Raw genomic sequence first — 26,046 nt, forward strand, 5'->3', positions numbered from 1 at the left:
TGCCGGCTTCTGCGCCGTCCGTTGAACCACCGTCACACTCCTCGTTCTCGATCACTCGTCGCCATGCAGTGTCGTGTAGGTCACGGGCGAAGAGAAAGAGTTGCGTGAGGTTGCCGGGAGTTGCGAAGGGTTGCAGCTGTTGACTTTCGAGCGTTGACTCAGGCGCCGCTGAGGCTGCCGCGTCTGATCTTGGACAGCGCGCGGTGTTGGACGAGTTCGACGGCGTTCGTTGTTGTTCTCAGTGACAGCGCCGTCTCGCGCACGTCGAAACCGACAACGATGCGAGCTACCAAGACATTGCGTTCGACGGCCGACAGATCACCGAACGGCAGAGTGAGTCGACTGGATGCGGGTAGCGAATCGATTTCGCGACTGATCGCGTCGTACAGATGCGCGAGGAACGCTTCTCCGGCGCGTCGTCGTCGCTGGATATCGGCCAGGACGGAACGGCAGATTCCGACGGCAATACGGTCAGCGTCGACCGGTCGCAATTCGGCACGACAGCGCCGCGTCACCAAAGGCACGATGCGTTGAAGGAGTTCCGCAATCGCGTCACGATCCCCTCGGGACGCATCGTCGGCAACACCGTCGATCGAACGTCCACCTGCCCTGCTAGTCATTCCGATCTCCCCCTGGTTCCACCCTTGGTCGAATTCCCGACTACTGCTCAGGTTTCGAGCTCGCTAGGGGCGTATCGGCTCGGGGCAGATCCCGGTTTGTTCCCCGATGATGTTGATCTCGGCGTTGGAACGAGGGTCAGCGCCGTAGTTGATCTGGTCAGTGCACTTCTCGGGGGGTTCGACGGCACCGGATGGGAGCGGGGCCGGGCATGAACCCATCTGCTCTCCGATGCTGTTGATCTCTGCATTCGAACGAGGATCGCCCGCATAGTTGATCTGATCGGTGCACTTGGTCGACCCGGTAGCCGGACCAGGGGCCGCAGGGGCAACTGCGCTGGCCGAGACCGGCGTCCAGGCCGGTGCTGCTCCACCCGCCGGGACTCCCGGGGTGGATTCGTTCGCACTGCCGGCCGAACTCGAATTTTCGACTGTCTCCGACGTAGGTGCCACCGTGGTCAGCGGGGGTGTGGTCGCGGACGCCGCGACCACTGACGTAGCCGTCGAACCGCTTTCAGGTGCAGTGGTGTCTTCACTCGAACACGCGGTCATCGCACACGCGCTTCCGATCGTCAGTACGGCAAGCAACACTCGCAGGCGCCGGGACTTGTTGGTCAGCAGAACATCAGGCATGTGCTCTCACGCTCCTCGATACAGAAATTCGGGTCCGTTCACCTCAAATGGCGAACATCGACGAGAATCACTCTAAAAGCCTGATTCCATCGGTTTCGTAACAGAATTCCGGCGGTCGCGTACCAACTCCCGACGTTCCCGACATTCATACGATTACGTAACGGTGAGTGGTGAAACGCCGATATCGAGATCACGTGTGATCGTATGAAAGTGCGCATGCCGATGAGACAGTTCGCACCGGCCGGGGAGGGGAAAGTGTTGTATCGGAATGAGATCTGCGAGGGCCGAACAGGCCGCACTCGCAGGCTGTTCGGTACGGCACTCGCGACAGCGGCCGTCGGAGCGTCCGTGATCACCGGATGCGGGTCCACCCAGGGTGTTGTGATCGAAGGCGATGTCGCTTCCACCGGATTGTCCGTCACACAGCCCGCCGACCTGGCCAGACGGGTTGCCGAGAATTCGAGGCTGGGCCGTGCGCTTCTCGACGACCCCGGGGTGTCGGAGGGCGTGAAGACAGAACTCCGATCGTGCCCGGACTGGTATCCGATCTCTGTCGGATCCATCCTTCTCGATCCAGGCGCACCTCGTATCGTGCCGGAGACCGAACTGGTCGTCATGAATGTGTATCCGTGCCAACCGGCCCACCAACCCGGGACCGGAGTATCGATTTCGGTCAACCTCGCCGGCTACGTCTACCGCAGCGGCAAGGCCGGTTCGAGTGAAGACAATCCCGAACTGGGTGAGCGCCTGTTCTCCGTCGAAGAGCGCGGAAAGTTCATCGTCAGCGGTCAACGCGCCGCGAGTTTGTCTGTCCTGGAGACGGATCCGCGGCCACCGGAGTTCGAATGTTGCCCCCGTCCACCGCTTCGGACCGAGTTCCACTGGGATGGAACGGAGTTCATCCGTGATTGATCGCCGTCGCCGCGCGATGCTCGCCGGTGTTTGCCTGCCGGTCGCGTTTGCTCTCGCCTCCTGTTCCACCGAGCCTGAACCAGAACCCACTCCGAATATCGCAGCATCACTCGACCCCTCGGATCTCTCACAGGGCTTGAGCATCGATCCTGTTGCCCTCCTCAGAGCAGACCCGGAAGTGTCCGATGCGGTCAAGGACAGTCTCCGACTGTGCGGTGATGCGAACTTCCCCTTCGAAATCCGGTACTCCCACGTGACGGACGCCGTTTGGCAAGATGCCGTCGTCAATGTCTTCACCTGCGAGTCTGTCGGCATCTGGGGACGACCGGCCCCACCGGTCAGCTTCATGGTCGCCGGATTCGTCTACCAGATCGACGAATCCGGCGCTCACAAAGTCTTCGGAGTGCAAGACCCAGGACGCTACGTCGTCGGCTCAACCGGAGGATTGTCGGTCATGGTCGACCTGTGCAAAGACCCCGGCATTCCGGAGTTCTGTCAATCGTCGACTGCATACAAGTGGACCGGTGAAGGGTTTGAGAGTGTTCCGTTCCCATGAAAGCGAAGGCCGATGACCGATCCGTTGATTTTGCTGGTCGAAGACGACGCTGTCATCCGCGAAGCAACGCAATTGAATCTCGAACGCAACGGGTTTCGGGTGATCACCGCATCGGGTGGGTTGACCGGAATGGATTTGGCGGTCGACGCCAAGCCGGATATCGCCGTCCTCGACGTGATGCTTCCCGACCTGAACGGAATCAGCCTGTGCCGACGCATTCGTGAGGAACTGTCGGTCCCGGTCATCATGCTGTCCGCGCGCGACGACCCGGTCGACATCGTTCTCGGATTGGAAGCCGGTGCCGACGACTACGTCACCAAGCCCTTCGACAGCGGTGTCCTGGTGGCCCGTATCCGAAGTGTGCTCCGGCGGGTCGAATCCCATTCCGGTACGGAGAAAGACATCGTGACTCTCGGCGATCTGGAGATCGATCGCGAGTTGGTGACCGTCACGCGTTCGGGCGCCGAAGTGGCACTCACCCCCACTGAAATGAAGCTGCTCCTGGTCATGGTGAGTGTGCCGCGCAAAGTCTGGTCTCGCTCCGAACTGCTCTCGGACGTCTGGGATTACGACTGGGGCGGCGATACGCGCATCGTCGACGTTCACGTTCAGCGATTGCGCACGAAGATCGGCTCCGAACAGATCCGAACCGTCCGGGGGTTCGGCTACACGATGGACAACCATCGATGAGATCGCGGGATCTCGCCGCCAAGCTCCCGTCCACCGGGAGGCGGTTGTCGTTTCAGTGGAAGATCGCGGCGGCCATCACGTTCGTGATTGCCGTCGCCTCGATCACGCTCAGTACCGTGATGCATCAAACCTTTTCACACAACCAAGAGGATGCAGCGCGGGCGGCAGCTGATCGCAATCTCCAACTGGTGCTGCAGGACGAAACGGGCAGCATGCGTGCGCTGTTCCGCGCCACCACAGATGGTCTCGACGTTCCGGAAGAGTTGCGTCAGGCCGTGGCGGGCGGCAAACGTGCCACCTACCTTGTCAACAGCGGGGACCAGCCATTTGTCTGGGCTGCTGCCGACGTCAACACTCAGGTGGTGGCGATTCGCGTCCCGTACACCGCGCAGCGGGAATCGATCGCCAGCGTCGATCGGACACTTCGCAATGCCACCATCGCAGTGATCGCAGCGGGTGCCGTCCTGGGTGTGCTGCTTGGACTCGCGATGTCGTATCGATTGCGCTCGGCCGCCCGTGCGGCTCGCAAAGTGTCCACCGGAGCGAACATCCGCGTCCGATCGGTCACCTGGTCGCTTTTCGACGACGAGATCACCGAGCTGGCGGATGCGGTCGACGCAATGTCGGATGCGCTGCGGGGACAATTGGACGCCGAGAAGCGCGTGACAGCCAACATCGCGCATGACCTCAGAACACCCATCTCCGGACTGGTCGGCGCCGCAGAGCTTCTGCCGCCAGGTAGGCCTACCGAATTGGTGCGCGACGGCGTCCATAAACTCAGGAGGCTTGCCGAGGACGTCATCGAAGTGGCCCGCCTCGACACCACGTCCGAGCACGCTGACATCCAATCGGTGGAACTGGCACCGGTGGTTCACCACGCGATTTCCACCACCGGGGTGGAGTGCGAAGTGAGAGTTCACGGGACGCCTGTGTCGTACACCGACGCACGTCGGCTCGAGCGGATCATCGCCAACCTGATCTTGAATGCTCGAAATCACGGAAAGCCGCCGATCAATGTCGACGTCGACCACTCTCGCATCACGGTGCGGGATCGGGGCAGCGGGTTCACTGAAGAGTGGCTTCGTCAGGGGCCGAAGAGATTTCAGACCGATTGCGTCGAACGGGGCCCGAACTCGGGCCTGGGCCTCGGCTTGACGATCGTAGTCGGGCAAGCGGCGGTCATCGGCGCTCGTATCAACTTCTCGAACCATCCGAACGGCGGCGCTGTGGTGACGATCGACCTCCCCGAATGCCCGCCAGACGAGTTCGCTTGACACCGAGCCAGTTCGGCCGATCGGCCGGGACGCAGTGTCCCGGCCGATCAGTGGTGTCTCAGGTTCAAACCTGTCCGACAGTGACTCCGGTGCGAACGTCCGGTGCACCAAGGCGCGCCGCATCAGCGGTCAGGTCATCGGGCTGCTCCTGCGATTCCCGCTCGGCTACAACACGCAACCGGTAGTGTTCGATCTCCTCGGCAATGTGCTCGGGAGTCCAACCCAGCACCGGTGCAACCAGTTCGGCTACTTCCGCGGCTGCCGCGTCGCCGCGGTCGGTCACCTCGATGGAGATGCGGGTACGACGGGTGAGGATGTCGTCGAGATGCTGCGCACCCTCGTGACTCGCGGCGTAGTGAATCTCCGCCTTGAGGTACTCAGGGGCGGAGTCCAACGGCTGCCCCAGTTCAGGCCTCGCCTCGATGAGTTCGAACAACTCGTCAGCCAAAGTTCCGTACCGCCCGAGTAGGTGCTCGATGGTCGAAACGTGGAGCCCGGTGCGCTCAGCGGTGAGATGCCGATTGTTGTGTGCGGCAAAATAGCCGTCGGCACCCACCAGCTGGATACGCTCGGTGCAGGACTTCGGCACCTTCTGTTCGAGTCCGTGTACCGCGGAATCGACTGCGTCCTTGGCCATCACGCGGTAGGTCGTGTACTTGCCACCGGCGACCACCGTCAACCCTCGAACCGGACTCGACACCGCGTGCTCACGCGAGAGAGTGCTGGTCGAGTCCGATTCGCCGAACAACAACGGACGCAGTCCCGCGTACACACCAACAACGTCCTCGTGCGTCAACTCGTCCTGGAGCAGCTTGTTGACATGTCCGAGGATGTAGTCGATATCGCTTCGGCTCGCTGCCGGATGCGCGAGGTCGAGGTTCCAGTCGGTGTCCGTCGTACCGATGATCCAGTGGCTTCCCCACGGGATCACGAACAGCAGACTCTTCTCGGTCCGCGTGATGATTCCGGTAGAGGAGTTGATGCGGTTTCGCGGGACGACCAGGTGCACACCTTTCGAAGCGCGAACCTGGAATTGCCCTCGCCCACCGACCATTTCCTGGATCTCGTCGGTCCAGACCCCGGCGGCGTTGATGACCTGACGAGCACGGATCTCGAACGCGCGACCCGTTTCCAGATCCACTGCCTTCACTCCGACAACGCGGTCCTCCTCACGGAGAAAACCGATTACGCGGGTGCTGTTGACGCACAGTGCGCCGTATTCGGCTGCTGTGCGCGCCAGCATCATCGTGTGGCGCGCGTCATCTACCTGGCCCTCGTAGAACTTGACCGAACCCCTGATAGCAGAGCGCTTTCCGGAAGGGAACGACTCGAGAGTCTTCTTCTTTCCCACATGCTTGTGGTGTGAGGGAACCCCGCGGCCTGCGCCCATCACGTCGTAGACGCCGATGCCCAGACCGACGTACGGCCGGTCGATCAACTTCTCGAGCGGGTAGATGAACGGCACCGGCTTCGCGAGATGCGGGCACAGCGAGTTCAGAACCAGCGAACGCTCACGGAGTGCCTCGAACACGAGCGCAAAATTGAACTGCTCCAGGTAACGCAGTCCGCCGTGGAACAACTTGCTGGACCTGCTCGAGGTTCCGGACGCGAAGTCGCGAGCCTCCACCAAGCCCACCTTCAGACCACGAGTTGCGGCATCGAGCGCGCTACCCGCGCCGACCACGCCACCGCCGATGACCAGGACGTCGAGTTCGGTTTCTTCCAACTTCTTCAGCGACTCCGCCCGCGAGGACGGACTCAATGCTTGTGCTGTGCTCATGAAAAGGGTTCCTTCACTTGAAAATAGGTAGAAATTCGGGCGCCGCTATCAGTCTGCGTCGACCCAGTCGAGTGTCCGAGTGACGGCTTTCTGCCAGCCTGCGTACAGCCGCTCACGCTCGGCCGAATCCATCGACGGCGTCCAGCTCTTGTCCTTCGCCCAGTTGCTGCGAATGTCGTCCTCGCTCTCCCAGTACCCGACCGCGAGACCAGCGGCGTACGCAGCGCCCAATGCCGTGGTCTCCGCAACGACAGGGCGGATCACCTCGACGTCGAGCAGATCGGCCTGGAATTGCATGAGGAGTTCGTTCGCGACCATTCCGCCGTCGACCTTGAGTACCTTCAAGTCGACACCCGAGTCGAGGTTCATCGCCTCGATCACCTCACGGCTCTGGTACGCAGTCGCTTCGAGTACCGCCCGGGCAAGGTGCCCCTTGTTCACGAACCGGGTCAGACCGACGATGGCACCGCGGGCATCCGCGCGCCAGTGCGGTGCGAACAGACCCGAGAACGCAGGCACGAAGTACGCGCCACCGTTGTCGTCCACAGAGCGCGCGTTGACCTCGATGTCGGCCGCGTTGTCGATCATGCCGAGGTTGTCCCGAAGCCACTGGACCAGCGAACCGGTCACGGCGATCGATCCTTCCAGCGCGTAAACCGTTGGCTGCTCACCGATCTTGTAACAGACCGTAGTCAACAAACCGTTCTTGCTCATCACCTTTTCGGTGCCGGTGTTGAGGAGCACGAAGTTGCCGGTTCCGTAGGTGTTCTTCGCTTCTCCGGGTGAGAGGCAGGCCTGACCGAAAGTCGCTGCTTGCTGATCGCCGAGGATTCCGGCGATCGGGACGCCGGACAACGTTCCGCGTTCGCGTACGAATCCGAAGGTTTCGGACGAGCTGCGAATCTCGGGGAGCATCGATTCGGGGATGCCCATGTCGGCGCAGATCGCCGAATCCCAAGCGAGAGTGTCGAGATCCATCAACAGGGTGCGCGACGCATTGGTGGGGTCGGTTGCGTGGACTCCGCCGTCGACGCCGCCGGTCATGTTCCACAGCACCCAGGTGTCCATCGTGCCGAAGCACAACTCTCCTGCGTCGGCCTTCTCACGCGCACCCTCGACGTTGTCGAGAATCCACTTGACCTTGGGACCCGAGAAGTACGTGGCCAACGGCAATCCGGTGACTTCGGTGTACTTCTTCGGCCCGTCCTCGCCGGCGAGTGCAGTACAGATTCGATCGGTGCGTGTGTCCTGCCAGACAATTGCGTTGTAGACGGGTTTTCCGGTGGCGCGTTCCCACACCACCGCTGTCTCACGCTGATTGGTGATGCCGACGGACGCGATATCGGCCGCGGTCAGGTCTGCGTTTGCCAAAGCGCCCGCGGTGACGTTGCGGACGTTGTCCCAAATTTCGATCGGATCGTGTTCGACCCAGCCTGCCTGCGGAAAGATCTGTGTGTGCTCGTGCTGTTCGACAGCGACTACGTGCCCACTGTGATCGAAGATCATGCAACGTGTGGAGGTGGTTCCCTGGTCTATCGCGGCTACGAACTGCGTCATCGTGCTACCCCTTTGGTATCGAAAGAAAGTACGAGAGATTGACTGTCAGAGATAATGTTTCGCGGTCACGCCGGTATCGACGCCGGCTCTTCGGTCGCTTCCTCCGCCGACTCGTCGTCAGGCAGGAATCTTCCAACCAGCTTGTCGTAGAGAAACACTCCGATCGGAGCGCCGATCAGGGGTCCCACGATGGGCACCCAGAAATACAAGCTCCCGTACTGATCTCGCCAGGCGCTGCCGTAGCCGGTGATGAAGGACGCCAGTCGTGGCCCGAAGTCGCGCGCCGGGTTGATGGCGTACCCCGCGTTGGTCGCCCAGGCGAATCCGATTCCCACCACGATCAATCCGACGACAAACGGCGCGAGATTCGCGAGCGGCGGAGTTCCACGAGAATCGGTGACTGCAACGATGAGGAACAACAGGATGGCGGTGCCGATGATCTGATCGATCAGAGCCGAGCCGAGACTGACCGGAAGCGTTCCGTTTCCGGGCATCGTCGAGAAGATCGTCTGGGTGGCGGTTGTGTGTCCGGGATCGATCGCATTGAGCATGTCGTTGTAATTCCACCGGACTATCAACGCGGCGACAAAGGCTCCAGCGGTCTGCGCCAGGGTGTACGGCAGCACCTTGCGCCAGGAGAATCCCCGGAAGATCGCGAAGGCGAAGGTCACTGCGGGGTTCAGATGAGCACCCGTCACCCGGCCTGCGACATAGATGCCGAACATGACGCCGAGTCCCCAGGCCCACGCAATACTGTCGTGTCCGCCGAGACCCCCACCGCTCCCGCCGGACACAACCTGCGCCACAACTCCGACGCCGAACAAGATCAAGATCATCGTTCCGGCGAACTCGGCTGCCAACTCGCCTGGAAGCCCCAATCGCTTGGCTTTCTCCATCCCCACCCTCACTTCGTTGTGATGCATGTCATAGTTTGGATTGCTGCACCCGTAGCGTAAAGCCCATTGCACATTCACACATAGCTCGTGCACATATGTGCAAATGCGTCATTTGCGCACCGTAACGCGGGTAACCGACACACTTCTGGGACTTTGCGTGATCGAGCGGCTCAACCTGGTCCGACTCGGATAAGATTCGGTTCAGTGCTCTTGCACGTACGTGCAGACAGGACGAACCCATGGAAACTCCCACTTCCGACTCCGCTACCTCCGATCCGGCGGACCCTCGCATCGCCGACGCCGTTCAGGCCGCACGCCTCTATTACTTCCAGGACCAGACCATGGCTGCCATCGGCCGCGACATGGGGGTGTCCCGATCCACCGTCTCCCGATTGATCACCTACGCGCGCACCTCAGGCCTCGTCGAGATCAAGATCAGCACCCCGCACGGCCAGGCTCCTCGCATCGAACGCGAGTTCTCGGAACGATACGGAGTGCGTGCCCACGTGGTGACGGTGCCGGAACTGGTGGGCGATCTCGAGCGACTCGAGAAGGTCGCAACCTTTGCCGGACGCCTGCTCGCGTCGTTCTTCGACAGCGACATGGTGATGGGGATCGCCTGGGGAACCACTCTCAGTGAAGTCAGCAAGCACCTTGCCCCCAAACGCACGTACAACTCGTACGTCGTGCAACTCAACGGCGCAGCGAACACTCGCACCACCGGAATCTCGTACGCCAGCGACATCATCAGAACCATCGCCGATGCCTACGGCGCTCTCCCCCAAGGATTTCCGGTCCCCGCATTCTTCGACTACCCGGAGACCCGGGAGCAGTTGTGGCGCGAACGAAGTATCAAACGCGTACTGGACATGCAAAAGCGAATGGACCTGGCAGTCTTCAGCATCGGCGTACCGGGCGGCAACGTCCCGAGTCACGTCTACACCGCCGGATACCTCGAACCCGATGAAGCAGAAGCACTTCGACGCGACGGAGTAGTCGGCGACATCGCAACCGTGTTCTTCCGGTCAGACGGAAGCTACCGCGGAATCGAACTCAACGAGCGCGCGAGCGGCCCACGACTGGACCTTTTCGAGAAGGTCGCCAGGCGCGTGTGCATCGTCGCCGGAACAGCAAAACTGCCCGCACTGGAGGGTGCACTACGGGGCGGGCTGATCACCGACCTGATCATCGACGACGTCAGTGCCACCGCGCTGGTGTCCTGACCGCTGCACCAGCTTCTCGATTCCGTCGAGCAGTAAACCAAGCGAGAAACTGAAATCGAAGGCATCGTCGCCGGCGGCCTCACCCTCCGGGCTGCCGTCCTCGAAGCCGCCCTCCTCGATTGCGGCACTCAGGTGGGGGAATTCCTCCCGATTGATGACACGAGCAATGAGAGCACCGTATGCGACGTCGTCATCTGCCGACTGCGCTGAACGAGTAGCCAGGTCGGCCGAGAATCGGGCGCGGCCGATGACGAACAACGACACGTTGGTCACCACCTGGAACTTCGACGCGGCACTCAGGGCGACACCGTCGAGGGCGCTCAGACCCGCGTCGAGCCACGCCATGTTGTTGGGCCCGGTCGGTGGAGCCGTGATGGGCAGCTTGAGCCACCACGGTCGACTCAGCATCGTGGCGTACTCCTGATTCGCCCACGCCTCGAGCTTGACGCGCCAGGTAACGCCGTCGGGAATCACCGGCGGTGGCCCGATCACCCGATCCGAAATCAGCTCGATCAGTTCGTCTTTGCTTGCCACGTAGCGGTAGAGCGACATGGTCGTGAACCCGAGCGCTTTGGCCACGCGGCCCATCGACAGAGCCGTGACACCTTCCGCGTCGGCCAACTCGATCGCGGTGTCGAGAATTTGCTCGAGACTGAGCCCCTTCTTGGGACCCCGCGTTCCCGGCTGGTCCAGTCCCCAGGCCAGTTCAACTGCTCTCGGTAGCGCTCCGCGATCCATAAGCTCCCACTCTTCACTCTTGCCATCATCCTAGAACTGTGTACGCTATAAACACGAGTTTATGATATACACAGTTCTTACTTGGAGGTCTCGATGTCAGGAACGATCCCCGCAATCTCGGTCCGCGGACTCCGTAAGCGCTACGGCGATCAACAGGTACTGGGTGGACTCGACCTGTCGGTCCCGGCCGGATCGGTGTACGCACTCCTCGGCGCGAACGGCGCCGGAAAGACCACGGCCGTAAGAATTCTCACCACCCTCATCCCCTTCGACGGAGGCGAGGTCACGGTCGCGGGGCATTCACTGCCCGGAGATCCACGGAACATTCGGCGGCGCATCAGCGTGACGGGGCAGTACGCGGCCGTCGACACCTTGCTGACCGGATTCGAGAACCTGACCCTACTGGGCGAACTGAATCACCTGGGCCGGAAGAACTCCCGTCGCCGTGCCGAGGAATTGCTCGACCAGTTCGATTTGACGGACTTCGGCGACAAACGCGCCGGCGACTACTCGGGCGGCATGCTCAGACGACTCGACATCGCAATGAGCCTCGTCGCCCGACCGGACGTCGTCTTTCTCGACGAACCCACCACCGGCCTGGACCCGCGGAGCCGCCACGAAATGTGGTCGATCGTTCGAGGACTCACAGCGTCAGGCGTCACCATCTTCCTCACCACCCAATACCTCGACGAGGCAGACGAATTGGCCGATACAGTCGGCGTGCTGAGCGGCGGTCGCCTCGTCGCCGAGGGAACACCGGACGAACTCAAACGCCTTGTTCCCGGCGGCCACGTCGCTCTGCAATTCGAGAACCTGGCCCAACTCGAACTCGCCGCGGCATCACTGCCGCAGGCGCATTCGAATACCGAGACCTTGACCCTGCACATCCCTTCCGACGGGGCGGTTCCGTCGATCAAAGCCATCCTCGACTCGATCGACGATCCGTCGATCACCGTCGAGAAGTTCTCCGTTCACACTCCGGATCTGGACGACGTGTTCTTCGCGCTCACCGGATCAGGCCAACCCGAGATTGCGAGCGTTCGATGACCTCCACCATTGCAATCGATTCCGCGGTGATGCTCCGCCGGAATCTCAAACACGTTCTGCGCAGTCCGGATTCGATGATCACCGCGATAGCCCTTCCGGTCATGCTCATGCTGCTGTTCGTCTACGTCTTCGGCGGCGCCATCAACACCGGTAGCGAGTACATCGACTACGTCGTGCCAGGAATCATCCTTCTGTGCGCCGGATTCGGTGCCTCGACCACCGCGGTCAGCGTCTCGAGCGACATGAAGGACGGGGTCATCGACCGTTTCCGGACCCTGGCGATCTCTCCGTCGTCGGTCCTGACCGGTCATGTAATGGCCAGCGTCGTCCGCAACGTCCTGACTACGGCGATCGTGGTCGTCGTTGCGCTGATCATGGGATTTCGCCCGACAAGCGATCCGTTGCGCTGGCTCGGCGTCGCCGCTGTGATCGTCGCCTTCGTCTTTGCCATGTCGTACCTCTCGACAGCTTTGGGGCTCTTGGCCAAGAACCCGGAGGCTGCAAGCGGATTCACCTTCGCCATCATGTTCCTGCCCGACGTCAGCACTGCTTTCGTACCGGCTGAGACCATGCCGTCCTGGCTGCAGGGATTTGCCCGGCACCAACCGGTAACCCCGATCATCGAGACGGTGCGCGGACTCCTGATGGGCACGCCGATCGGGAACAGCGCGGCCATCGCCCTCGCGTGGTGCCTGGGCATCGCCGCCGCGGGATTCGTGTGGTCGAACTGGCTCTACCGACGAAAGACCGCGAGCTGACCACACCAGAAAGCCCCACACCTGACGGTGCGGGGCTGCTTGTGCTGTGCGCCTTTATTAACCGCGGGGGGTTAATAAAGGCGCACAGTGAATTACTTGGCTTCCAGCAGGTCGATCACGAAGACCAAGGTCTTGCCGGAAAGCTGGTGCCCTGCACCGGCGGGGCCGTATGCCAGCTCCGGCGGAATGGTGAGCTGGCGACGTCCGCCGACCTTCATGCCCGGGATGCCGTCCTGCCAACCCTTGATCAGGCCACGAAGCGGGAACTGAATGGACTCGCCACGGCTCCAGGAAGAGTCGAACTCTTCACCGGACTCGAACTCGACACCGACGTAGTGAACGTCGACGGTGCCACCGGGAACGGCTTCGGCGCCTTCTCCGACAACCAGATCCTTGATGACCAGATCGGTCGGCGCGGGGCCTTCCTGGAACTCGATTACGGGCTTGCTACTCATGGGTCCTCCTCGTTGAGGCGAAATGTTGGGTACAGAAGACTAGCGGGTGGTGATATCGCTAGGTCACGCGTCAGCGGGACGTGATGTCGCTAGGTCACGCGTCAGCGGGACGTGATGTCTCTGTAGTCACGCTCGGTGTAGCCGGTGTAGATCTGGCGCGGGCGGCCGATCTTCGTAGCCGGATCCTCGTGCATTTCACGCCAGTGCGCAATCCAACCGGGCAGACGGCCCATGGCGAACAGCACCGTGAACATGCGCGGCGGGAAACCCATCGCGCGGTAGATGAGGCCGGTGTAGAAGTCGACGTTCGGGTAGAGCTTGCGCTCGATGAAGTAGTCGTCCGTGAGGGCGGCCTCTTCGAGTTGCATTGCGATGTTGAGCAGTTCGTCGTCGCCGCCGAGCTTGGCGAGGATGGTGTGCGCGGTTTCGCGGACCAGCGCAGCGCGCGGATCGTAGTTGCGGTAGACGCGGTGCCCGAAGCCCATGAGCTTCACGCCGTCTTCCTTGTTCTTGACCTTGCGGACGAACTCGGCTGCGGTGCTGCCGCTGGCCTTGATCTCGTCGAGCATCTCGAGCACTGCCTGGTTCGCGCCACCGTGCAGCGGGCCCCACAGTGCGTTGATGCCGGCAGAGACGGAGGTGAACAGGTTGGCGTCCGACGAGCCGACCATGCGCACGGTCGACGTGGAGCAGTTCTGCTCGTGGTCCGCGTGCAGGATCAGCAGCATGTCGAGTGCCTTGGCGACCTCGGGATCACCCTGGTACGGCTCGGCCGGGAAGCCGAACGTCATACGCATGAAGTTCTCGACCAGGTTCAACGAGTTGTCCGGGTACAGGAACGGCTGTCCGACGGACTTCTTGTACGCGTACGCAGCGATGGTCGGCAGCTTCGCAAGAAGACGGATGGTGGACAGTTCCACCTGCTCCGGATCCTCGGGATCGAGCGAATCCTGGTAGTACGCCGACAGTGCGTTCACTGCGGACGAGAGAACCGGCATCGGGTGAGCGTTGCGCGGGAATCCGTCGAAGAACCGCTTGAGGTCCTCGTGGAGCAGGGTGTGTCGACGAATGCGGTCCGTGAAGGACTCGAGCTGGGCGTCGGTCGGCAGTTCGCCGTAGATCAGCAGGTAGCTGACCTCGATGAACGTCGACTTACCTGCCAACTGCTCGATGGGATATCCGCGGTAACGCAGGATTCCCTTCTCACCGTCGATGTATGTGATTGCAGAACTGGTGGATGCAGTGTTCACAAAACCGGGGTCAAGGGTGGTGTACCCCGTTGTGGCCAGCAGCTTTCCCAGCTCGATGCCGTCATTGCCCTCTGTTGCCCTGGCAATGGACATCGTGTACTCACCACCGGGGTAAGTAAGCGTGGGCTTTGTGTCATTGTCAGCGGGCACGAAGGATCCCTCTCAAGCTCGAACCAACGAGTAACTACATGCGATCAACTAGAAACTAGTCGCACGGGAGAGATCGTGCCGAAGGAGGGTCGCTCCACGGCTATTTTTCGGGTACTCACGAACCCGACATACCCACCGAAACTGAAACACGTTCCAGGCTGGGTTTTCCCACTCGCATGACCGGTACTCCAGTCTACGGAATCGCGCATTTACCCACACTGATCTGCAAATCTCGGCAGCTATCCGAGAATGGGACCAATGTCGGACCGTCCGGAGCACTGACACGAGGTACCGAAAACCGATCGTTATCGCCTGATGCCTACTCGGCGTTACACGATCCCACGGTATGAGAGCCGGATCACAGAGCCTTGATGCCCCAGCTACCCGTCCACGTCTGACCCGGGTGAAGCACCAGGAGGTCGATGCCCGAATTGAAGGCGTCAGGCGGGCAGGTCATCGGTTCCAAAGCCAATGCGCGGCCGCGATCGGGATACCCCTTGTCGTTGGCGGGATCTGCGATGAAGGCCTGAATCCACGGGAACTCGCGGTTGGTCCACAGGGCAGTGCCCGTTCCATCCGGAGCCAGCAGCTCATGTTGCGTCCGACCACTGCCGTCGACGACGTCCAATGCGCTGTACGGCGTGTCCAACTGAACCCCGTCGAGCGGTCTCGGTGTCCGGAAGTCGTAATCCGTACCGGCGACTGCCTGCGAATACGCGTTCGGCAGCATCCTCGCCGGATCGATCGGCAACCGCGTGCCTGCGGCCAGATGCAGTGCACATTCGTCGAGCGGAAAGTCGCCGGCGCGAATGAAGGTGTGCATTCCGAGCCCGAACGGAGACGAGGTCGCACCCTTGTTCGTGGCCGTATGCGTGACGGTCAACCCGTCGGCACCGACCTCATAGGCGATCGTCAGCTGCAACGGATACGGCCAACCCTTGTGCAGTCCGACGTCCACCGACAGTTCGACGCGCTCGTAGGTGTGGTCCACGAGGCTCCAATTGCGACGACGGACGAACCCGTGGCTCGCGTTCCCCAGCGCAGGTTCGGTGATCTCGAGTTGATGCTCGATCCCGTCGAACATGAAGTGCCCGTCGCGAATTCGGTTGGGCCACGGCGCGAGAACCAATCCGGCCGACAGCGGCGGCTTCGATCCGAGTGCCCAGGTCTCGGTCAGCGCGCGCTGACCGTTCGGTCCTTCGTGGTCGAGAAGCCGCAACCCGGCACCGGCCGCGGCGATCTCGGCTCGATAGCCGCCACCACGGATCTCGAACCCTCCCCTACCCGTGCTGTGCGGCGCAGTCATACGTACCAGTTTCCACCACGAGCGACCGGTTAACCAGGACGTCAGACGGCGCGTCCCACCTTGTAGCGAACGAACGCCGGAAATGCGAGGGCAGAAAGGACAACACCGACAATCACCAGGAAGCCGCCGCCCGCTGCCGCGACACCGGTCCCGAACAGGAAGGCCGCACCGCCGTGCAGGACGTCACCGATACGCGGACCACCAGCCACGACCACGATGAACACGCCCTGCAGTCGTCCGCGCATGTCGTCGGTTGCCACTTGCTGAAGCATCGTGCTGCGGAATGCGGCCGAGACCATGTCGACGGCGCCGCCGAATGCCAGGAACGCAACCGCCACCCAGAGCAGAATCACACTGGAACCGGGACTCGCGAAGTACACCGCTACTCCGAAGCCGACCATGGACAGCCCCCACAGTGCGATGCAGACCAGCACGGCCCGCCCCTGGTACTGAACCCGTGGCAACCAACCCGAGAACACTCCGCCCAGAACGGCTCCCACCGACATCGCCGCGAACAGCAGTCCGAGCGCAAAACCGCCGCTGGCGGGGTCACCGAAGGATTCGTGTGCGATCTCCGGGAACAGTGCTCGCGACATCCCGAACACCATCGCGATGATGTCCACCACGAACGACGCGAGCAGAACCTTCTGCGTCGCGAGATACGTGAAACCGCCCAGAACCTCGCTGAGCCCGGCCCGCCGAGACGTGCCGGTCGGCGGAATCGCCGGGAGCTTCCACACTGCCCACAACGTGGCGATCAGAAAGATCGAGTCGAGCAGGTACAGCAGTTGCAGACCGGCCGACGGTATGAGGACACCCGCCAGTAGCGGGCCGGCTATCGCACCGAACTGCACGACAGTCATGTTCAGCGAGTTCGCGGCAGGTAACTGCCTGCCCGGGATCAACCGAGGGATGATCGCCGCTCGCGTCGGTTGGTTCACCGCGAAGAACGCCTGTTGAACCGAGAACAATCCGAGCACCAACCACACGTTGTTCACGTTCAGAGCAGCCTGGATCCAGAACAGCACCGACGTGACACCGAGTCCGACCGAGGTGATCATCAACAGCCGTCGTCGATCCATGACGTCGGCCAGTGCGCCGCCCCACAGACCGAAAACGACCAGCGGGACCAGACCGAAGATTCCCGTCAGACCGACGTAGGCCGAGCTTCGGGTGATCTCGTACACCTGTTGCGGTACGGCGACCACACTGAGCTGAGCGCCGATGACGGTGACGATGCCGGCCGTCCACAGCCGTCGATAGTCGCGATTCTCGAGCGGAGTCGTGTCCGCGAGTAACCGGCTCACGGCTGGAGACGGACGGCGGACCACTGTCCGTCGACCAGGCTCGTGCGAACTCGATTGTGCATGCGGTTGGCGCGTCCTTGCCAGAACTCGACGGACTCGGGCCGAATCAGAATCCCGCCCCAGTTCGGTGGCACCGGAATCTCACCGTCCACGCCGAATCGCGCGGCGACCTCACGCAGTTGCTCGTCGAGATCGGCACGCGAGTCGATCGGACGAGACTGCGACGACGCCCACGCGCCGAGCTGCGATCCACGAGGCCTGGTTCGCCAATAATCCTGCGTCAGTTGAGCACTCACGCGCTCGGTGGTGCCGCGGACGATCACCTGCCTGGCAAGGGTCAGCCACGTGAAGTTGGCCGACGCGTACGGGTGCGCGTCGAGGTGACGAGCCTTGTCGGATCCGTAGTTGGTGAAGAAGAGGACACCGTCTTCGCTGAGCCCTTTGCAAAGCACGGTCCGCGACGCCGGACGGCCACCGTCGTCCACCGTCGACAGAGTCATGGCGTTGGGCTCCGGCGCGTCAGCTTCGACGGCGTCCACGAGCCATTGACGCATGAGGGGCAGCCAACCGGTCTCGACGACCGAGGTATCCAATTCCGCACTCATGCGGTCCTCGACGGACTCCGATTCGCTGCCTGCTTGCGGATAGCCCACACGCATGGCCGCGAGTTCGTTGTCCACCGCCTGCGGGTCCTGACGTTCATTCGACACAGCCGAGAACGCTACTCCCGGGTACTCACTGGCCAACGGCTACGCGGCACGCGCTAAAGTTTGCCGTGGCTAGACCCGACCCGGACCGCGAGCCGCACCAGCGACAGCAACCGAATCGGGACGAGACGATTGCGCAGTACAAAACACGGTGCGTGCTCATCCCTGCGAGCACCGAGGCGCAGTCACTGAAGCTGAGGCAGTGCGACTGTAGACCTGGCGCACTCGAACGAGGAGAGTCCACGAGAATGGCAGCGAGCGCAGCAATACCGGACGATTTTGTGAGCGGACTCGAAGGCGTCGTCGCCTTCACCAGCGATATCGCAGAACCCGACAAGGACGGCGGCGCACTGCGCTACCGCGGAGTCGACATCGAAGACCTGGTCGGCCAGAGGGTCACCTTCGGCAACGTATGGGCCCTTCTCGTCGACGGCCGCTTCGGCCCCGGCCTCCCGCCGGCCGAGCCCTTCCCCCTCCCCATTCACACCGGCGACGTCCGTGTCGACGTCCAGGCCGGACTGGCGATGCTGGCTCCCATCTGGGGATACCAGCCGCTCCTCGACATCGATGACGAGACCGCCCGCGACCAGCTCGCCCGCGCATCCGTCATGGCACTGTCGTACGTCGCGCAGTCCGCTCGCGGCATCTACCAGCCTGCAGTCCCCCAGAGCCGCATCGACGAGGCCAAGACGGTCACCGAGCGCTTCATGGTTCGCTGGAAGGGTGAGCCCGATCCGGCACACGTCGAGGCAATCGACGCGTACTGGGTCTCGGCAGCCGAGCACGGCATGAACGCCTCCACCTTCACGGCCCGCGTCATCGCCTCCACCGGCGCCGACGTCGCTGCCTCGCTTTCCGGCGCCATCGGCGCGATGTCCGGCCCGCTGCACGGCGGCGCACCGGCCCGCGTTCTTCCGATGATCGAAGAGACCGAGAAGACCGGCGACGCCCGCGCACTGGTCAAGGGAATCCTCGACCGCAAGGAAAAGCTCATGGGCTTCGGACACCGCGTCTACCGCGCCGAAGATCCCCGTGCACGCGTGCTCCGCGCTACCGCGAAGCGCCTCAACGCTCCCCGCTACGAAGCTGCCGCAGCTCTCGAGCAGGCTGCACTGGCAGAACTGCGTGAGCGTCGTCCCGATCGCGCGATCGAGACCAACGTCGAGTTCTGGGCCGCCGTCATCCTCGACTTCGCCGAGGTTCCCGCGCACATGATGCCTGCCATGTTCACCTGTGGCCGCACCGCCGGCTGGTGTGCACACATCCTCGAGCAGAAGCGTCTCGGTAAACTGGTACGCCCGGCCGCCATCTACACCGGCCCGGCGCCCCGTACTCCGGAGTCGGTCGAGGGCTGGGACCAGATCAGCCACGCGTAGTACCCCGCTCGAATTCGCCAATCACGGTAGTACAGAACACAAGTGAAGGAACAGAAAGAAGCGATGACCTCCACACCGATCATCCCCGCCGACCTCAAGCCCGCCGACGGACGCTTCGGCTGCGGTCCTTCCAAGGTTCGCCCCGAGCAGCTGCAGTCCCTGGTCGAGGTGGGCGCTTCGGTGTTCGGCACCAGCCATCGCCAGAAGCCGGTCAAGAACGTTGTGGCCAGCATTCGTTCCGGCCTCGCCGATCTGTTCTCACTGCCCGAGGGCTACGAGGTCGTCCTCGGCAACGGCGGAACCACTGCGTTCTGGGATGCGGCCGCATTCGGCCTCATCCGCGAGAAGTCGCTGCACCTGACCAACGGCGAATTCAGCTCCAAGTTCGCTTCGGTCGCCAAGGCCAACCCGTTCATCGGTGACCCGATCGTCGTTTCCGCCGATCCGGGCAGCGCACCGGTGCCGGTCTCCGACCCGTCCGTCGATCTCATCGGCTGGGCGCACAACGAGACCTCCACCGGTGTGTCGATCCCCGTCTCGCGCCCCGCGGGTTCGGAGAACGCACTGATCGCCATCGACGCCACCTCGGGCGCCGGTGGACTTCCGGTCAACGTCGCCGATTCCGACGTCTACTACTTCGCTCCGCAGAAGTGCTTCGCCGCAGACGGCGGACTGTGGATCGCGCTGATGAGCCCGGCCGCCCTCGAGCGCGTCGCGGAGATCAAGGATTCGGGACGCTGGACTCCTGACTTCCTCTCACTGCCCATCGCCGTGGACAACAGCTCCAAGGATCAGACGTACAACACCCCGGCCCTGGCCACCCTCCTGCTCTTCGCCAACCAGATCGAGTGGATGAACAGCAACGGCGGCCTCGACTGGACCACCGCACGCACCGCGGATTCGTCCTCGCGCCTGTACAACTGGGCCGAGGCCAGCGAGTTCGCAACGCCGTTCGTCGCTGATCCGGCACACCGCTCGCAGGTTGTCGGCACCATCGACTTCAAGGACGACGTCGACGCTGCCGAGGTGGCAAAGATCCTGCGCGCCAACGGAATCGTCGATACCGAGCCGTACCGCAAGCTCGGCCGCAACCAGCTGCGCGTCGGCATGTTCCCGGCCATCGACCCCGATGACGTCACCGCTCTCACCAAGAGCATCGACTGGGTCGTTTCTCAGCTCGGCTGATTTTCATACTGCTTCACCGCTCGGCCCCCGACATGATGTGGTCATCTCGCCCTGCGTGTCCTGCCGAGTCCATGGTCACGAATGAATTACAGTTGAGCGCGGCGCAAAGTCGCGAGCCGGCGCGATAAGGAGGTCAATGTGCGAGAGCTTCGAGTGATCGGACTTGAACCCGATGGATCGCATGTGGTGTGCGCAGATGCTGAAACCGGCCAGAAATTCCGGCTTCCCGCCGATGACAAACTTCGTGCAGCTTCCCGCGGAGACGTGGCTCGACTCGGCCAGATTGAGATCGAAATGGAAAGCCAACTCCGTCCCCGCGAAATTCAGGCGCGCATTCGTTCCGGTGCTTCCGTAGAGCAGGTCGCCGAAGAAGCGAAGATCCCCATCAGCAAGGTCGAGCGCTTTGCGTACCCCGTTCTGCTCGAGCGTTCCCGCGCCGCGGAAATGGCGCAGGGCGGACACCCGGTACGCGACAACGGCCCGACGGTTCCCACCCTCTCCGAAATCGTGACCCACGCATTCCGCGCCCGCGGCCACAGCATCGACGAGGCCACCTGGGATGCCTGGCGCGACGAGGACAATCAGTGGGTCGCGCAGTTGCAGTGGCAGGCCGGCCGCACCACCAACGCCGCACACTGGCGCTACCAGCCCGACGCGCACGGCGGAACGATCGTCGCACTCGACGACGCGGCATTCGACTTGATCGATCCCGACTTCGGTCGCCCGCTCCGCGGCCTGGTACCGGTGGTTTCGAACGAGCCGCAGCAGCTTGAACTGTCCCGATTCGACGTCGAACCGGTGGCGGAGATCGAGCCGGAGCCCGCAGCAGTTTCCGAGCGAACAGCAGTTTCCGAGCGGACAGCAGCTTCCGAGCGAACGGTGGTGGCGGAACGAATCGTGGCGCCCGAGCCGATTGCTGTCGAGCCGGAAACAGTCGTCGACGAAGAGGTTCCCGAGCCTGCACCGGACGTGACCCCGAAAACCGCTCCGCAGCAGACGCAGACCAAGGACAAGCGCGGACGGCCTGCTCTTCCCTCGTGGGACGACGTACTCCTCGGGGTCCGCAGCAGCGGTCGCTGACCCGAAGGAAAGTATTCTTCTTTCGAGCGAGGCTGAGGAGAGAGGGCTGCCGGTGGCTGCACGGGTATCGACGATCTGGTTTCTGGGCGGCGCAGACGCTCGCACCGAATTGAGCAAGTACCCACAGCCGGATCAGACCGAGGCGCTGAAAATCGCCATGTCGCTGTACCCGGACAAGGAGTTCGAGTCTCTCGGTCCTCAGCCGCTGTCGATGGCCGCGACGGTGAGCCCCGGCTACGTCTTCGTCGGCGCGTACGGCCGAGTGAGCGTCGTCTGCAGTTCCGAACTCAGCACATTTGTCCCCTCGAAACTGCCTGAGTCCTGGCACCTTTCGGCCGAGGGTGGCTCGACGCTGTTGATCAGCTCCGTCCCCGAAACCGCGCAGGGTTCGTTTGCACTGTGGGAGAACGGCGAGCTACGACGCTCGTTCAGTGCCATCCCGATCGACATCGTCGAAAATCTGGGGATCCCGCAGACGTGGGAACTGGAATTCTGGGCCGGCAACCATCCCCTGCGTTACCCGCCCGGGATCCTGCCCGATCCGCAGTCACTTCCGTTCCACCCGCAGCAGTTCGCGGAGTCCGCCAACCTCGAGTGGCTGGGATTCCGATACACCGGCGCGCCGCGAGAACACGAACTCGACACAACGCAGATTCTCCTGTGGGGCTTCAAGATTCACCGCCCCGGCGAGGCACCCAAACCTGCGCCCCCAGCTCCCGTACCGGTACCCGAGCAGGCGCCGACAGAGATACCCATGCCCGAAAACATGCCGCCGATCCACGACGCACCCGTGGCCAAGCCGCGCGGTCGCCTCGCCCGGTACTTCGGGTTCAAGTAGCGCGAACAAGCATCACACAGTCACGCGGCTATCGCTGCGATCCACCCGAGCGGAACGCCGACTACCGCGCCGTAGACCACCCATCGCCACACGGGGACGGCTCGCCAGCGCCAGACGGTCGGCGCAAGTCCGCCTACCGCAATGATATTGACGACAACCGCCAGGAGCACGTTCACGTTGCCGAGCGCGACGCAGAACGCCGCGACGGCGCTGGTCGAGAGCATCGCGGCGAATACCGACACCGCGATTCCGGTGAACCAGGGCGTGCGGTCCAGAGTCACCGGCCGGTCCTGACACGTTCGTAGAAGGCCATCGCCGCTGCGGTCGCGACGTTGAGCGAATCGGTACCAGGTGCCATCGGTATCTTGGCACGAATGTCGGTGGCCCGCATCGCATGTTCGGTCAGACCTGGCCCCTCGGCGCCCAGCAGTAGCGCCACCTTCTCCCCGGTCATCGCATCGGCCAAAGTGACCGCTTCCGGATTCGGAGTCAAGGATATGAGCTGAAAACCGTTGCCACGCAGCTCATCCAAGTCATGTGGCCACTTTGCCACATGCGCGAAGGGCACTCGCAGCACGTGCCCCATCGACACACGGACCGACCGCCGGTACAGCGGGTCAGCACAACCCTTCCCGAACAGAACGGCGTCGACGCCGAGCCCTGCAGCGTTGCGGAACATCGAGCCGAGGTTCTCGTGATCGTTGACGCCTTCGAGGACCACGACGGTCTTTGCGTCCTTCAGCACGTCCGAGACCGCGAGTGGTGCCGGGCGCGCTGCTGCAGCGAGGACGCCACGGTTCAGGTGGAATCCGACGACCTCGGCCATCACTTCGACGCTCGTACGGTAGAACGGCACGTCCACACCGTCGAGATCGTCAGCGAGCTCCAGGAGCCGTCGTTCGACGCCGAGAAGACTGATCGGCTGGAACCGCGACGTCAGCAGTCGCTGAGTGACGAACACTCCTTCGGCGATGACCAGTCCCTTGCCCTCCGGCAGGTCGGGGCGCCGATCCGAGGAGTTGAGATCGCGAAAGTCATCCAACCGGGGGTCGGCGGGATCTGAGATGTCGATGACGTGAACCACGGGTCTATCGTGCCGTACGCACCGCGGGCCCCCGTCACTACTCCCGACCTAGCGCAGCAGCGTAGCGAAATGCGCGTCGAGCACCTGGCTGATCACCTGCGGATTGGTTCGCTCGGGATTGTCGACGCCGTGCGACGCGAGCCCGTCGGCGAGCGCATGCAACCTCATCGCCTCGATGTCGACCGAAGCGTCCGGCTGCAGGAATCCTGCATCATGTACGGCCTCGACAAATGTTCGATAGTGCTCGAACAGCGTCCGGTCCGTCTCGTCACGCACTGCCGTCAACGTCGAATCGGTCTGGGCGGCAGCAGCAAACGCCTCCCAGACCTGCATTTCTTCACGCCGATCTTCGTCGAGGGGAACGAACTGATCGGTGAACTGGCGGATCGCGCGGCGGATGTCGGGATCGAAGTCGATGCCGGCGATTCTCTTCTCCACTCGGACGGTCACGAGCGTCATCGCGAACAGCAAGAGTTCGGACTGCGTCGCGAAGAAGTGCCTTAGCGACCCCGTCGACATCTTCGCCTCGTCCGCGACGGCCCGGACGCTCGCGCTCGCCACACCATCGCGACGGATCACACGCCAGACAGCCTCGGCGATCTCTTCCCGTCGCTCATCGGGGCTGCTTCGTTTCACCACTTCACAAAGCTAACACAGTTGTGCTAGTTTTCGATCACTAACACAGTCGTACTAGAAATGAGCTGATGTCATGATCGTCCATCTGATCATCGCGTGCGAAATCATGTTCTGGGTGTTCATCGCCGCCGGTCTCGCCGCCCGCTATCTGCTGCGCCGCAAGACGCTGGGTGCCGCACTGCTCATCTGCGCACCCCTGGTCGACGTCGTCCTGCTCGTCGCCACAGCCCTCGATCTTCGGGGCGGCGGCGAGGCGAACTTCACCCACGGGCTTGCTGCGGCCTACATCGGCTTCTCCGTTGCGTTCGGGCACAGTCTCATCTCCTGGGCCGACGCCAGGTTCGCCTACCGATTCGCCGGCGGCCCGGCTCCCGTCGCGCCACCCAAGTACGGGAGTGCGCGAGCACTGCGCGAATGGCGCGAGTTCGGCAAAGCCGCGATCGCCTGGGCCATCGCGTGCGGACTTCTCGGCGCGGCCATCTTCCTCGTCGACGACCCCGCACGTACGGGTGCCCTCGACGGATGGATCAGCAAGCTGACAGTGGTGCTGGGAATCTGGGGAGCAATCGCCCTGAGCTACACGGTGTTTCCCAAGCGCGAGAAGGTCACGGCGCGCGGCTAGCCTCGACTGCCTGTTCGGTCGCGTCGCACACGATCACCGGACGCAGGACGAACACCGGCAACCTTCCACCGTCTTCCGGCCTCGCAAGACGAAGTTTCAGCCCTTCGCTACGTAGCAGGTACACCCCGGCCACTGTGCCTGAGACGAGCGAGATCACTCCGCCCACGATCAGGGGCGCACGGGGATCCACGGAGTCGGCGAGCCAACCAAGCAGCGGGCTTCCCAGCGGTGTGCCACCGAGGAAGCTGAGCATGTAGATGCCCATCACCCGCCCGCGCATCTCGGAGGGGACCGACATCTGCAGGATGTTCATCGCGGACGTCGTGAACGTCAACGTCAGTGCGCCCGTGGGGATCAACATCAGCGCCACCAACGCGTAGGTAGGCATCAATCCCACCGCGACCTCGAACACGCCGAAAGCCACGGCGGCACCGAGGAACGTCCGCAACCGCGGCGCTTCCTTGCGCCTTGCGGCATACGCAGCGCCTGCAAGGGTTCCCACAGCAAGCGTCGTGGACAGCAGTCCGTAACCGTCGGCCTCGAGGCCGAACGTGTTGCGCGCCATCACCGCCAGGCTGATCGCGAAGTTCAGGCCGAACGTCGAGACCATGAAGACGGACACCATGATCACCCGAAGGTCCTTGCGACCCCACACATATCGGAACCCGTCGCGCACCTGCCCCTTGGTACGCGGCGCCGGTTCGGACGGGATCAGCTCCTTCTTGTTCATCAGGTACAGCGCGATGAGGACCCCACCGAACGTCGCGACGTTGAGCAGGAACACCCATCCAGTTCCGATCAGGTTGATCAAAACACCCGAGATGGCCGGACCGACGATGCGGGCCGTGTTGAACGTCATCGAGTTGAGCGCGATGGCGTTGGACAGGTGCTCCTTGCCCACCATTTCGATAGTGAACGACTGACGCACCGGTGCGTCGAGCGCCGAGACACAGCCGAGGGCAAAGGCGATCAGGAAGACGTGCCACAACGCGACGAGCCCACCGACGTCCAACAGACCCAACACCAGTGCGCATACCGCACTCGCCCACTGCGTGAAGATCAGGATCCGACGCTTGTCGTACCGATCGGCCAGCACCCCACCCCACACCGACAGAAACAGCGTCGGACCGAACTGCAAGGCCATGACGATGCCCACCGCCAACGCGTTGCCGTCCGAGAGCGTCAGTACCAGCCAGTCCTGGGCGATACGTTGCATCCACGTGCCGACCAGAGAAACAATCTGTCCGGAAGCCCAAAGGCGGTAGTTGCGGTTGTGGAGCGCGGCAAACATGCCGGAATCGGGGTCTCGGGGCACTCCACCATCTTGCCCCTCGAGTAATTCGTTTGGGCAACGACCTCTACGTAGCGG

The 26,046-nt window shown here is 62.7% G+C and carries 27 protein-coding genes; 12 read left to right on the forward strand and 15 right to left on the reverse strand.

The features are described from left to right. Positions 1 to 158: 158 nt before the first annotated feature. Positions 159 to 620, reverse strand: a complete 462-nt coding sequence (locus AC1DVN_RS00065) for a hypothetical protein (protein ID WP_021332227.1) — start codon at positions 618 to 620, stop codon at positions 159 to 161. Between the two features lie 63 nt (positions 621 to 683). Continuing rightward, positions 684 to 1,250, reverse strand: coding sequence for a hypothetical protein (locus AC1DVN_RS00070; protein ID WP_021332226.1), 567 nt, complete (start codon positions 1,248 to 1,250; stop codon positions 684 to 686). A 255-nt stretch (positions 1,251 to 1,505) separates the two neighbouring features. Between AC1DVN_RS00070 and AC1DVN_RS00075 the strand changes: the two genes are divergently transcribed. From AC1DVN_RS00075 to AC1DVN_RS00090, 4 genes are read left to right on the forward strand one after another with little or no spacing between them, the layout of a single operon-like run. Further along, positions 1,506 to 2,162, forward strand: coding sequence for a hypothetical protein (locus AC1DVN_RS00075; RefSeq protein ID WP_020970476.1), 657 nt, complete (start codon positions 1,506 to 1,508; stop codon positions 2,160 to 2,162). Next, positions 2,155 to 2,718 carry a hypothetical protein gene (locus tag AC1DVN_RS00080; RefSeq protein ID WP_046379056.1) on the forward strand — a complete coding sequence of 188 codons (564 nt, stop codon included), beginning with the start codon at positions 2,155 to 2,157 and terminating at the stop codon, positions 2,716 to 2,718. The genes AC1DVN_RS00075 and AC1DVN_RS00080 overlap by 8 nt, the downstream gene beginning before the upstream one ends. A gap of 12 nt (positions 2,719 to 2,730) precedes the next feature. Beyond that, on the forward strand, positions 2,731 to 3,408 hold the full coding sequence (locus AC1DVN_RS00085) for a response regulator transcription factor (RefSeq protein ID WP_029256009.1): 678 nt from the start codon (positions 2,731 to 2,733) through the stop codon (positions 3,406 to 3,408). After that, the gene (locus AC1DVN_RS00090) at positions 3,405 to 4,682 is read left to right on the forward strand and encodes a sensor histidine kinase (RefSeq protein ID WP_020970479.1); all 1,278 of its coding nucleotides are present in this window, start codon (positions 3,405 to 3,407) and stop codon (positions 4,680 to 4,682) included. Before AC1DVN_RS00085 ends, AC1DVN_RS00090 begins: the two co-directional genes overlap by 4 nt. 64 nt (positions 4,683 to 4,746) lie before the next feature. Here AC1DVN_RS00090 and AC1DVN_RS00095 read toward each other — a convergent pair whose 3' ends face one another. The 3 genes from AC1DVN_RS00095 to AC1DVN_RS00105 form a co-directional block, all read right to left on the reverse strand. After that, positions 4,747 to 6,462, reverse strand: coding sequence for a glycerol-3-phosphate dehydrogenase/oxidase (locus AC1DVN_RS00095; protein ID WP_046379057.1), 1,716 nt, complete (start codon positions 6,460 to 6,462; stop codon positions 4,747 to 4,749). Positions 6,463 to 6,510: 48 nt separating this feature from the next. Continuing rightward, a complete protein-coding gene (glpK, locus tag AC1DVN_RS00100) occupies positions 6,511 to 8,019 on the reverse strand; it encodes a glycerol kinase GlpK (protein ID WP_020970480.1) in 1,509 nt (502 codons plus the stop codon). 65 nt (positions 8,020 to 8,084) lie between these two features. After that, complete coding sequence (locus tag AC1DVN_RS00105) at positions 8,085 to 8,915, reverse strand: MIP/aquaporin family protein (RefSeq protein ID WP_021345269.1); 831 nt, start codon at positions 8,913 to 8,915, stop codon at positions 8,085 to 8,087. Between the two features lie 239 nt (positions 8,916 to 9,154). Here AC1DVN_RS00105 and AC1DVN_RS00110 point away from each other — a divergent pair, with 239 nt between their 5' ends. After that, the gene (locus AC1DVN_RS00110; protein WP_007733475.1) at positions 9,155 to 10,138 is read left to right on the forward strand and encodes a sugar-binding transcriptional regulator; all 984 of its coding nucleotides are present in this window, start codon (positions 9,155 to 9,157) and stop codon (positions 10,136 to 10,138) included. On the opposite strand, the gene AC1DVN_RS00115 is transcribed toward AC1DVN_RS00110, so the two are convergent. Then, the gene (locus tag AC1DVN_RS00115) at positions 10,073 to 10,876 is read right to left on the reverse strand and encodes a TetR/AcrR family transcriptional regulator (RefSeq protein WP_021345270.1); all 804 of its coding nucleotides are present in this window, start codon (positions 10,874 to 10,876) and stop codon (positions 10,073 to 10,075) included. The two genes, AC1DVN_RS00110 and AC1DVN_RS00115, sit on opposite strands and share 66 nt — an antisense overlap. A gap of 93 nt (positions 10,877 to 10,969) precedes the next feature. Between AC1DVN_RS00115 and AC1DVN_RS00120 the strand changes: the two genes are divergently transcribed. Both AC1DVN_RS00120 and AC1DVN_RS00125 read left to right on the forward strand, forming a co-directional pair. Beyond that, positions 10,970 to 11,923 (forward strand): ATP-binding cassette domain-containing protein, encoded by a 954-nt coding sequence (locus tag AC1DVN_RS00120; RefSeq protein WP_046379059.1) that lies wholly within the window; start codon positions 10,970 to 10,972, stop codon positions 11,921 to 11,923. After that, positions 11,920 to 12,681 carry an ABC transporter permease gene (locus AC1DVN_RS00125; RefSeq protein ID WP_046379060.1) on the forward strand — a complete coding sequence of 254 codons (762 nt, stop codon included), beginning with the start codon at positions 11,920 to 11,922 and terminating at the stop codon, positions 12,679 to 12,681. The genes AC1DVN_RS00120 and AC1DVN_RS00125 overlap by 4 nt, the downstream gene beginning before the upstream one ends. A 92-nt stretch (positions 12,682 to 12,773) precedes the next feature. On the opposite strand, the gene AC1DVN_RS00130 is transcribed toward AC1DVN_RS00125, so the two are convergent. The 5 genes from AC1DVN_RS00130 to pdxH all read right to left on the reverse strand — a co-directional run bounded on the left by AC1DVN_RS00130 (position 12,774) and on the right by pdxH (position 17,859). Further along, positions 12,774 to 13,136, reverse strand: coding sequence for an FKBP-type peptidyl-prolyl cis-trans isomerase (locus tag AC1DVN_RS00130; protein ID WP_019744913.1), 363 nt, complete (start codon positions 13,134 to 13,136; stop codon positions 12,774 to 12,776). 101 nt (positions 13,137 to 13,237) lie between these two features. Next, positions 13,238 to 14,536 (reverse strand): citrate synthase, encoded by a 1,299-nt coding sequence (locus AC1DVN_RS00135; protein ID WP_003940509.1) that lies wholly within the window; start codon positions 14,534 to 14,536, stop codon positions 13,238 to 13,240. A gap of 358 nt (positions 14,537 to 14,894) precedes the next feature. Next, a complete protein-coding gene (locus tag AC1DVN_RS00140) occupies positions 14,895 to 15,842 on the reverse strand; it encodes an aldose 1-epimerase family protein (RefSeq protein ID WP_046379061.1) in 948 nt (315 codons plus the stop codon). 41 nt (positions 15,843 to 15,883) lie between these two features. Beyond that, on the reverse strand, positions 15,884 to 17,149 hold the full coding sequence (locus AC1DVN_RS00145; RefSeq protein ID WP_046379062.1) for an MFS transporter: 1,266 nt from the start codon (positions 17,147 to 17,149) through the stop codon (positions 15,884 to 15,886). Continuing rightward, a complete protein-coding gene (gene pdxH, locus AC1DVN_RS00150) occupies positions 17,146 to 17,859 on the reverse strand; it encodes a pyridoxamine 5'-phosphate oxidase (protein ID WP_042952686.1) in 714 nt (237 codons plus the stop codon). Before pdxH ends, AC1DVN_RS00145 begins: the two co-directional genes overlap by 4 nt. A gap of 245 nt (positions 17,860 to 18,104) precedes the next feature. Here pdxH and AC1DVN_RS00155 point away from each other — a divergent pair, with 245 nt between their 5' ends. The 4 genes from AC1DVN_RS00155 (at position 18,105) to AC1DVN_RS00170 (ending at position 22,335) form a co-directional block, all read left to right on the forward strand. Beyond that, positions 18,105 to 19,232, forward strand: coding sequence for a citrate synthase 2 (locus tag AC1DVN_RS00155; protein ID WP_003940025.1), 1,128 nt, complete (start codon positions 18,105 to 18,107; stop codon positions 19,230 to 19,232). Positions 19,233 to 19,295: 63 nt separating this feature from the next. Further along, the gene (gene serC / locus AC1DVN_RS00160) at positions 19,296 to 20,417 is read left to right on the forward strand and encodes a phosphoserine transaminase (protein ID WP_029536908.1); all 1,122 of its coding nucleotides are present in this window, start codon (positions 19,296 to 19,298) and stop codon (positions 20,415 to 20,417) included. A 138-nt stretch (positions 20,418 to 20,555) separates the two neighbouring features. After that, positions 20,556 to 21,497: a septation protein SepH gene (gene sepH, locus AC1DVN_RS00165; protein WP_019744919.1), complete on the forward strand. Its 942-nt coding sequence runs from the start codon at positions 20,556 to 20,558 to the stop codon at positions 21,495 to 21,497. Between the two features lie 52 nt (positions 21,498 to 21,549). Further along, positions 21,550 to 22,335, forward strand: a complete 786-nt coding sequence (locus tag AC1DVN_RS00170; RefSeq protein WP_046379063.1) for a DUF6928 family protein — start codon at positions 21,550 to 21,552, stop codon at positions 22,333 to 22,335. 20 nt (positions 22,336 to 22,355) lie between these two features. Here AC1DVN_RS00170 and AC1DVN_RS00175 read toward each other — a convergent pair whose 3' ends face one another. The 3 genes from AC1DVN_RS00175 to AC1DVN_RS00185 are packed head-to-tail and all read right to left on the reverse strand — an operon-like array spanning position 22,356 to position 24,058. After that, positions 22,356 to 22,616, reverse strand: coding sequence for a DUF2537 domain-containing protein (locus AC1DVN_RS00175; RefSeq protein ID WP_019744921.1), 261 nt, complete (start codon positions 22,614 to 22,616; stop codon positions 22,356 to 22,358). Beyond that, entirely contained in the window at positions 22,613 to 23,419 is an 807-nt protein-coding gene (locus tag AC1DVN_RS00180; RefSeq protein WP_046379064.1) for a TrmH family RNA methyltransferase, read from the reverse strand. Before AC1DVN_RS00180 ends, AC1DVN_RS00175 begins: the two co-directional genes overlap by 4 nt. 48 nt (positions 23,420 to 23,467) lie before the next feature. Next, positions 23,468 to 24,058, reverse strand: coding sequence for a TetR/AcrR family transcriptional regulator (locus AC1DVN_RS00185; RefSeq protein ID WP_029256019.1), 591 nt, complete (start codon positions 24,056 to 24,058; stop codon positions 23,468 to 23,470). 70 nt (positions 24,059 to 24,128) lie between these two features. Here AC1DVN_RS00185 and AC1DVN_RS00190 point away from each other — a divergent pair, with 70 nt between their 5' ends. Beyond that, positions 24,129 to 24,677 carry a hypothetical protein gene (locus AC1DVN_RS00190; protein ID WP_019744924.1) on the forward strand — a complete coding sequence of 183 codons (549 nt, stop codon included), beginning with the start codon at positions 24,129 to 24,131 and terminating at the stop codon, positions 24,675 to 24,677. On the opposite strand, the gene AC1DVN_RS00195 is transcribed toward AC1DVN_RS00190, so the two are convergent. Then, complete coding sequence (locus AC1DVN_RS00195) at positions 24,661 to 25,968, reverse strand: MFS transporter (RefSeq protein WP_007733487.1); 1,308 nt, start codon at positions 25,966 to 25,968, stop codon at positions 24,661 to 24,663. The genes AC1DVN_RS00190 and AC1DVN_RS00195 overlap by 17 nt on opposite strands. Positions 25,969 to 26,046 lie beyond the last annotated feature (78 nt).

The organism is Rhodococcus sp. P4_E4 (assembly GCF_056401575.1).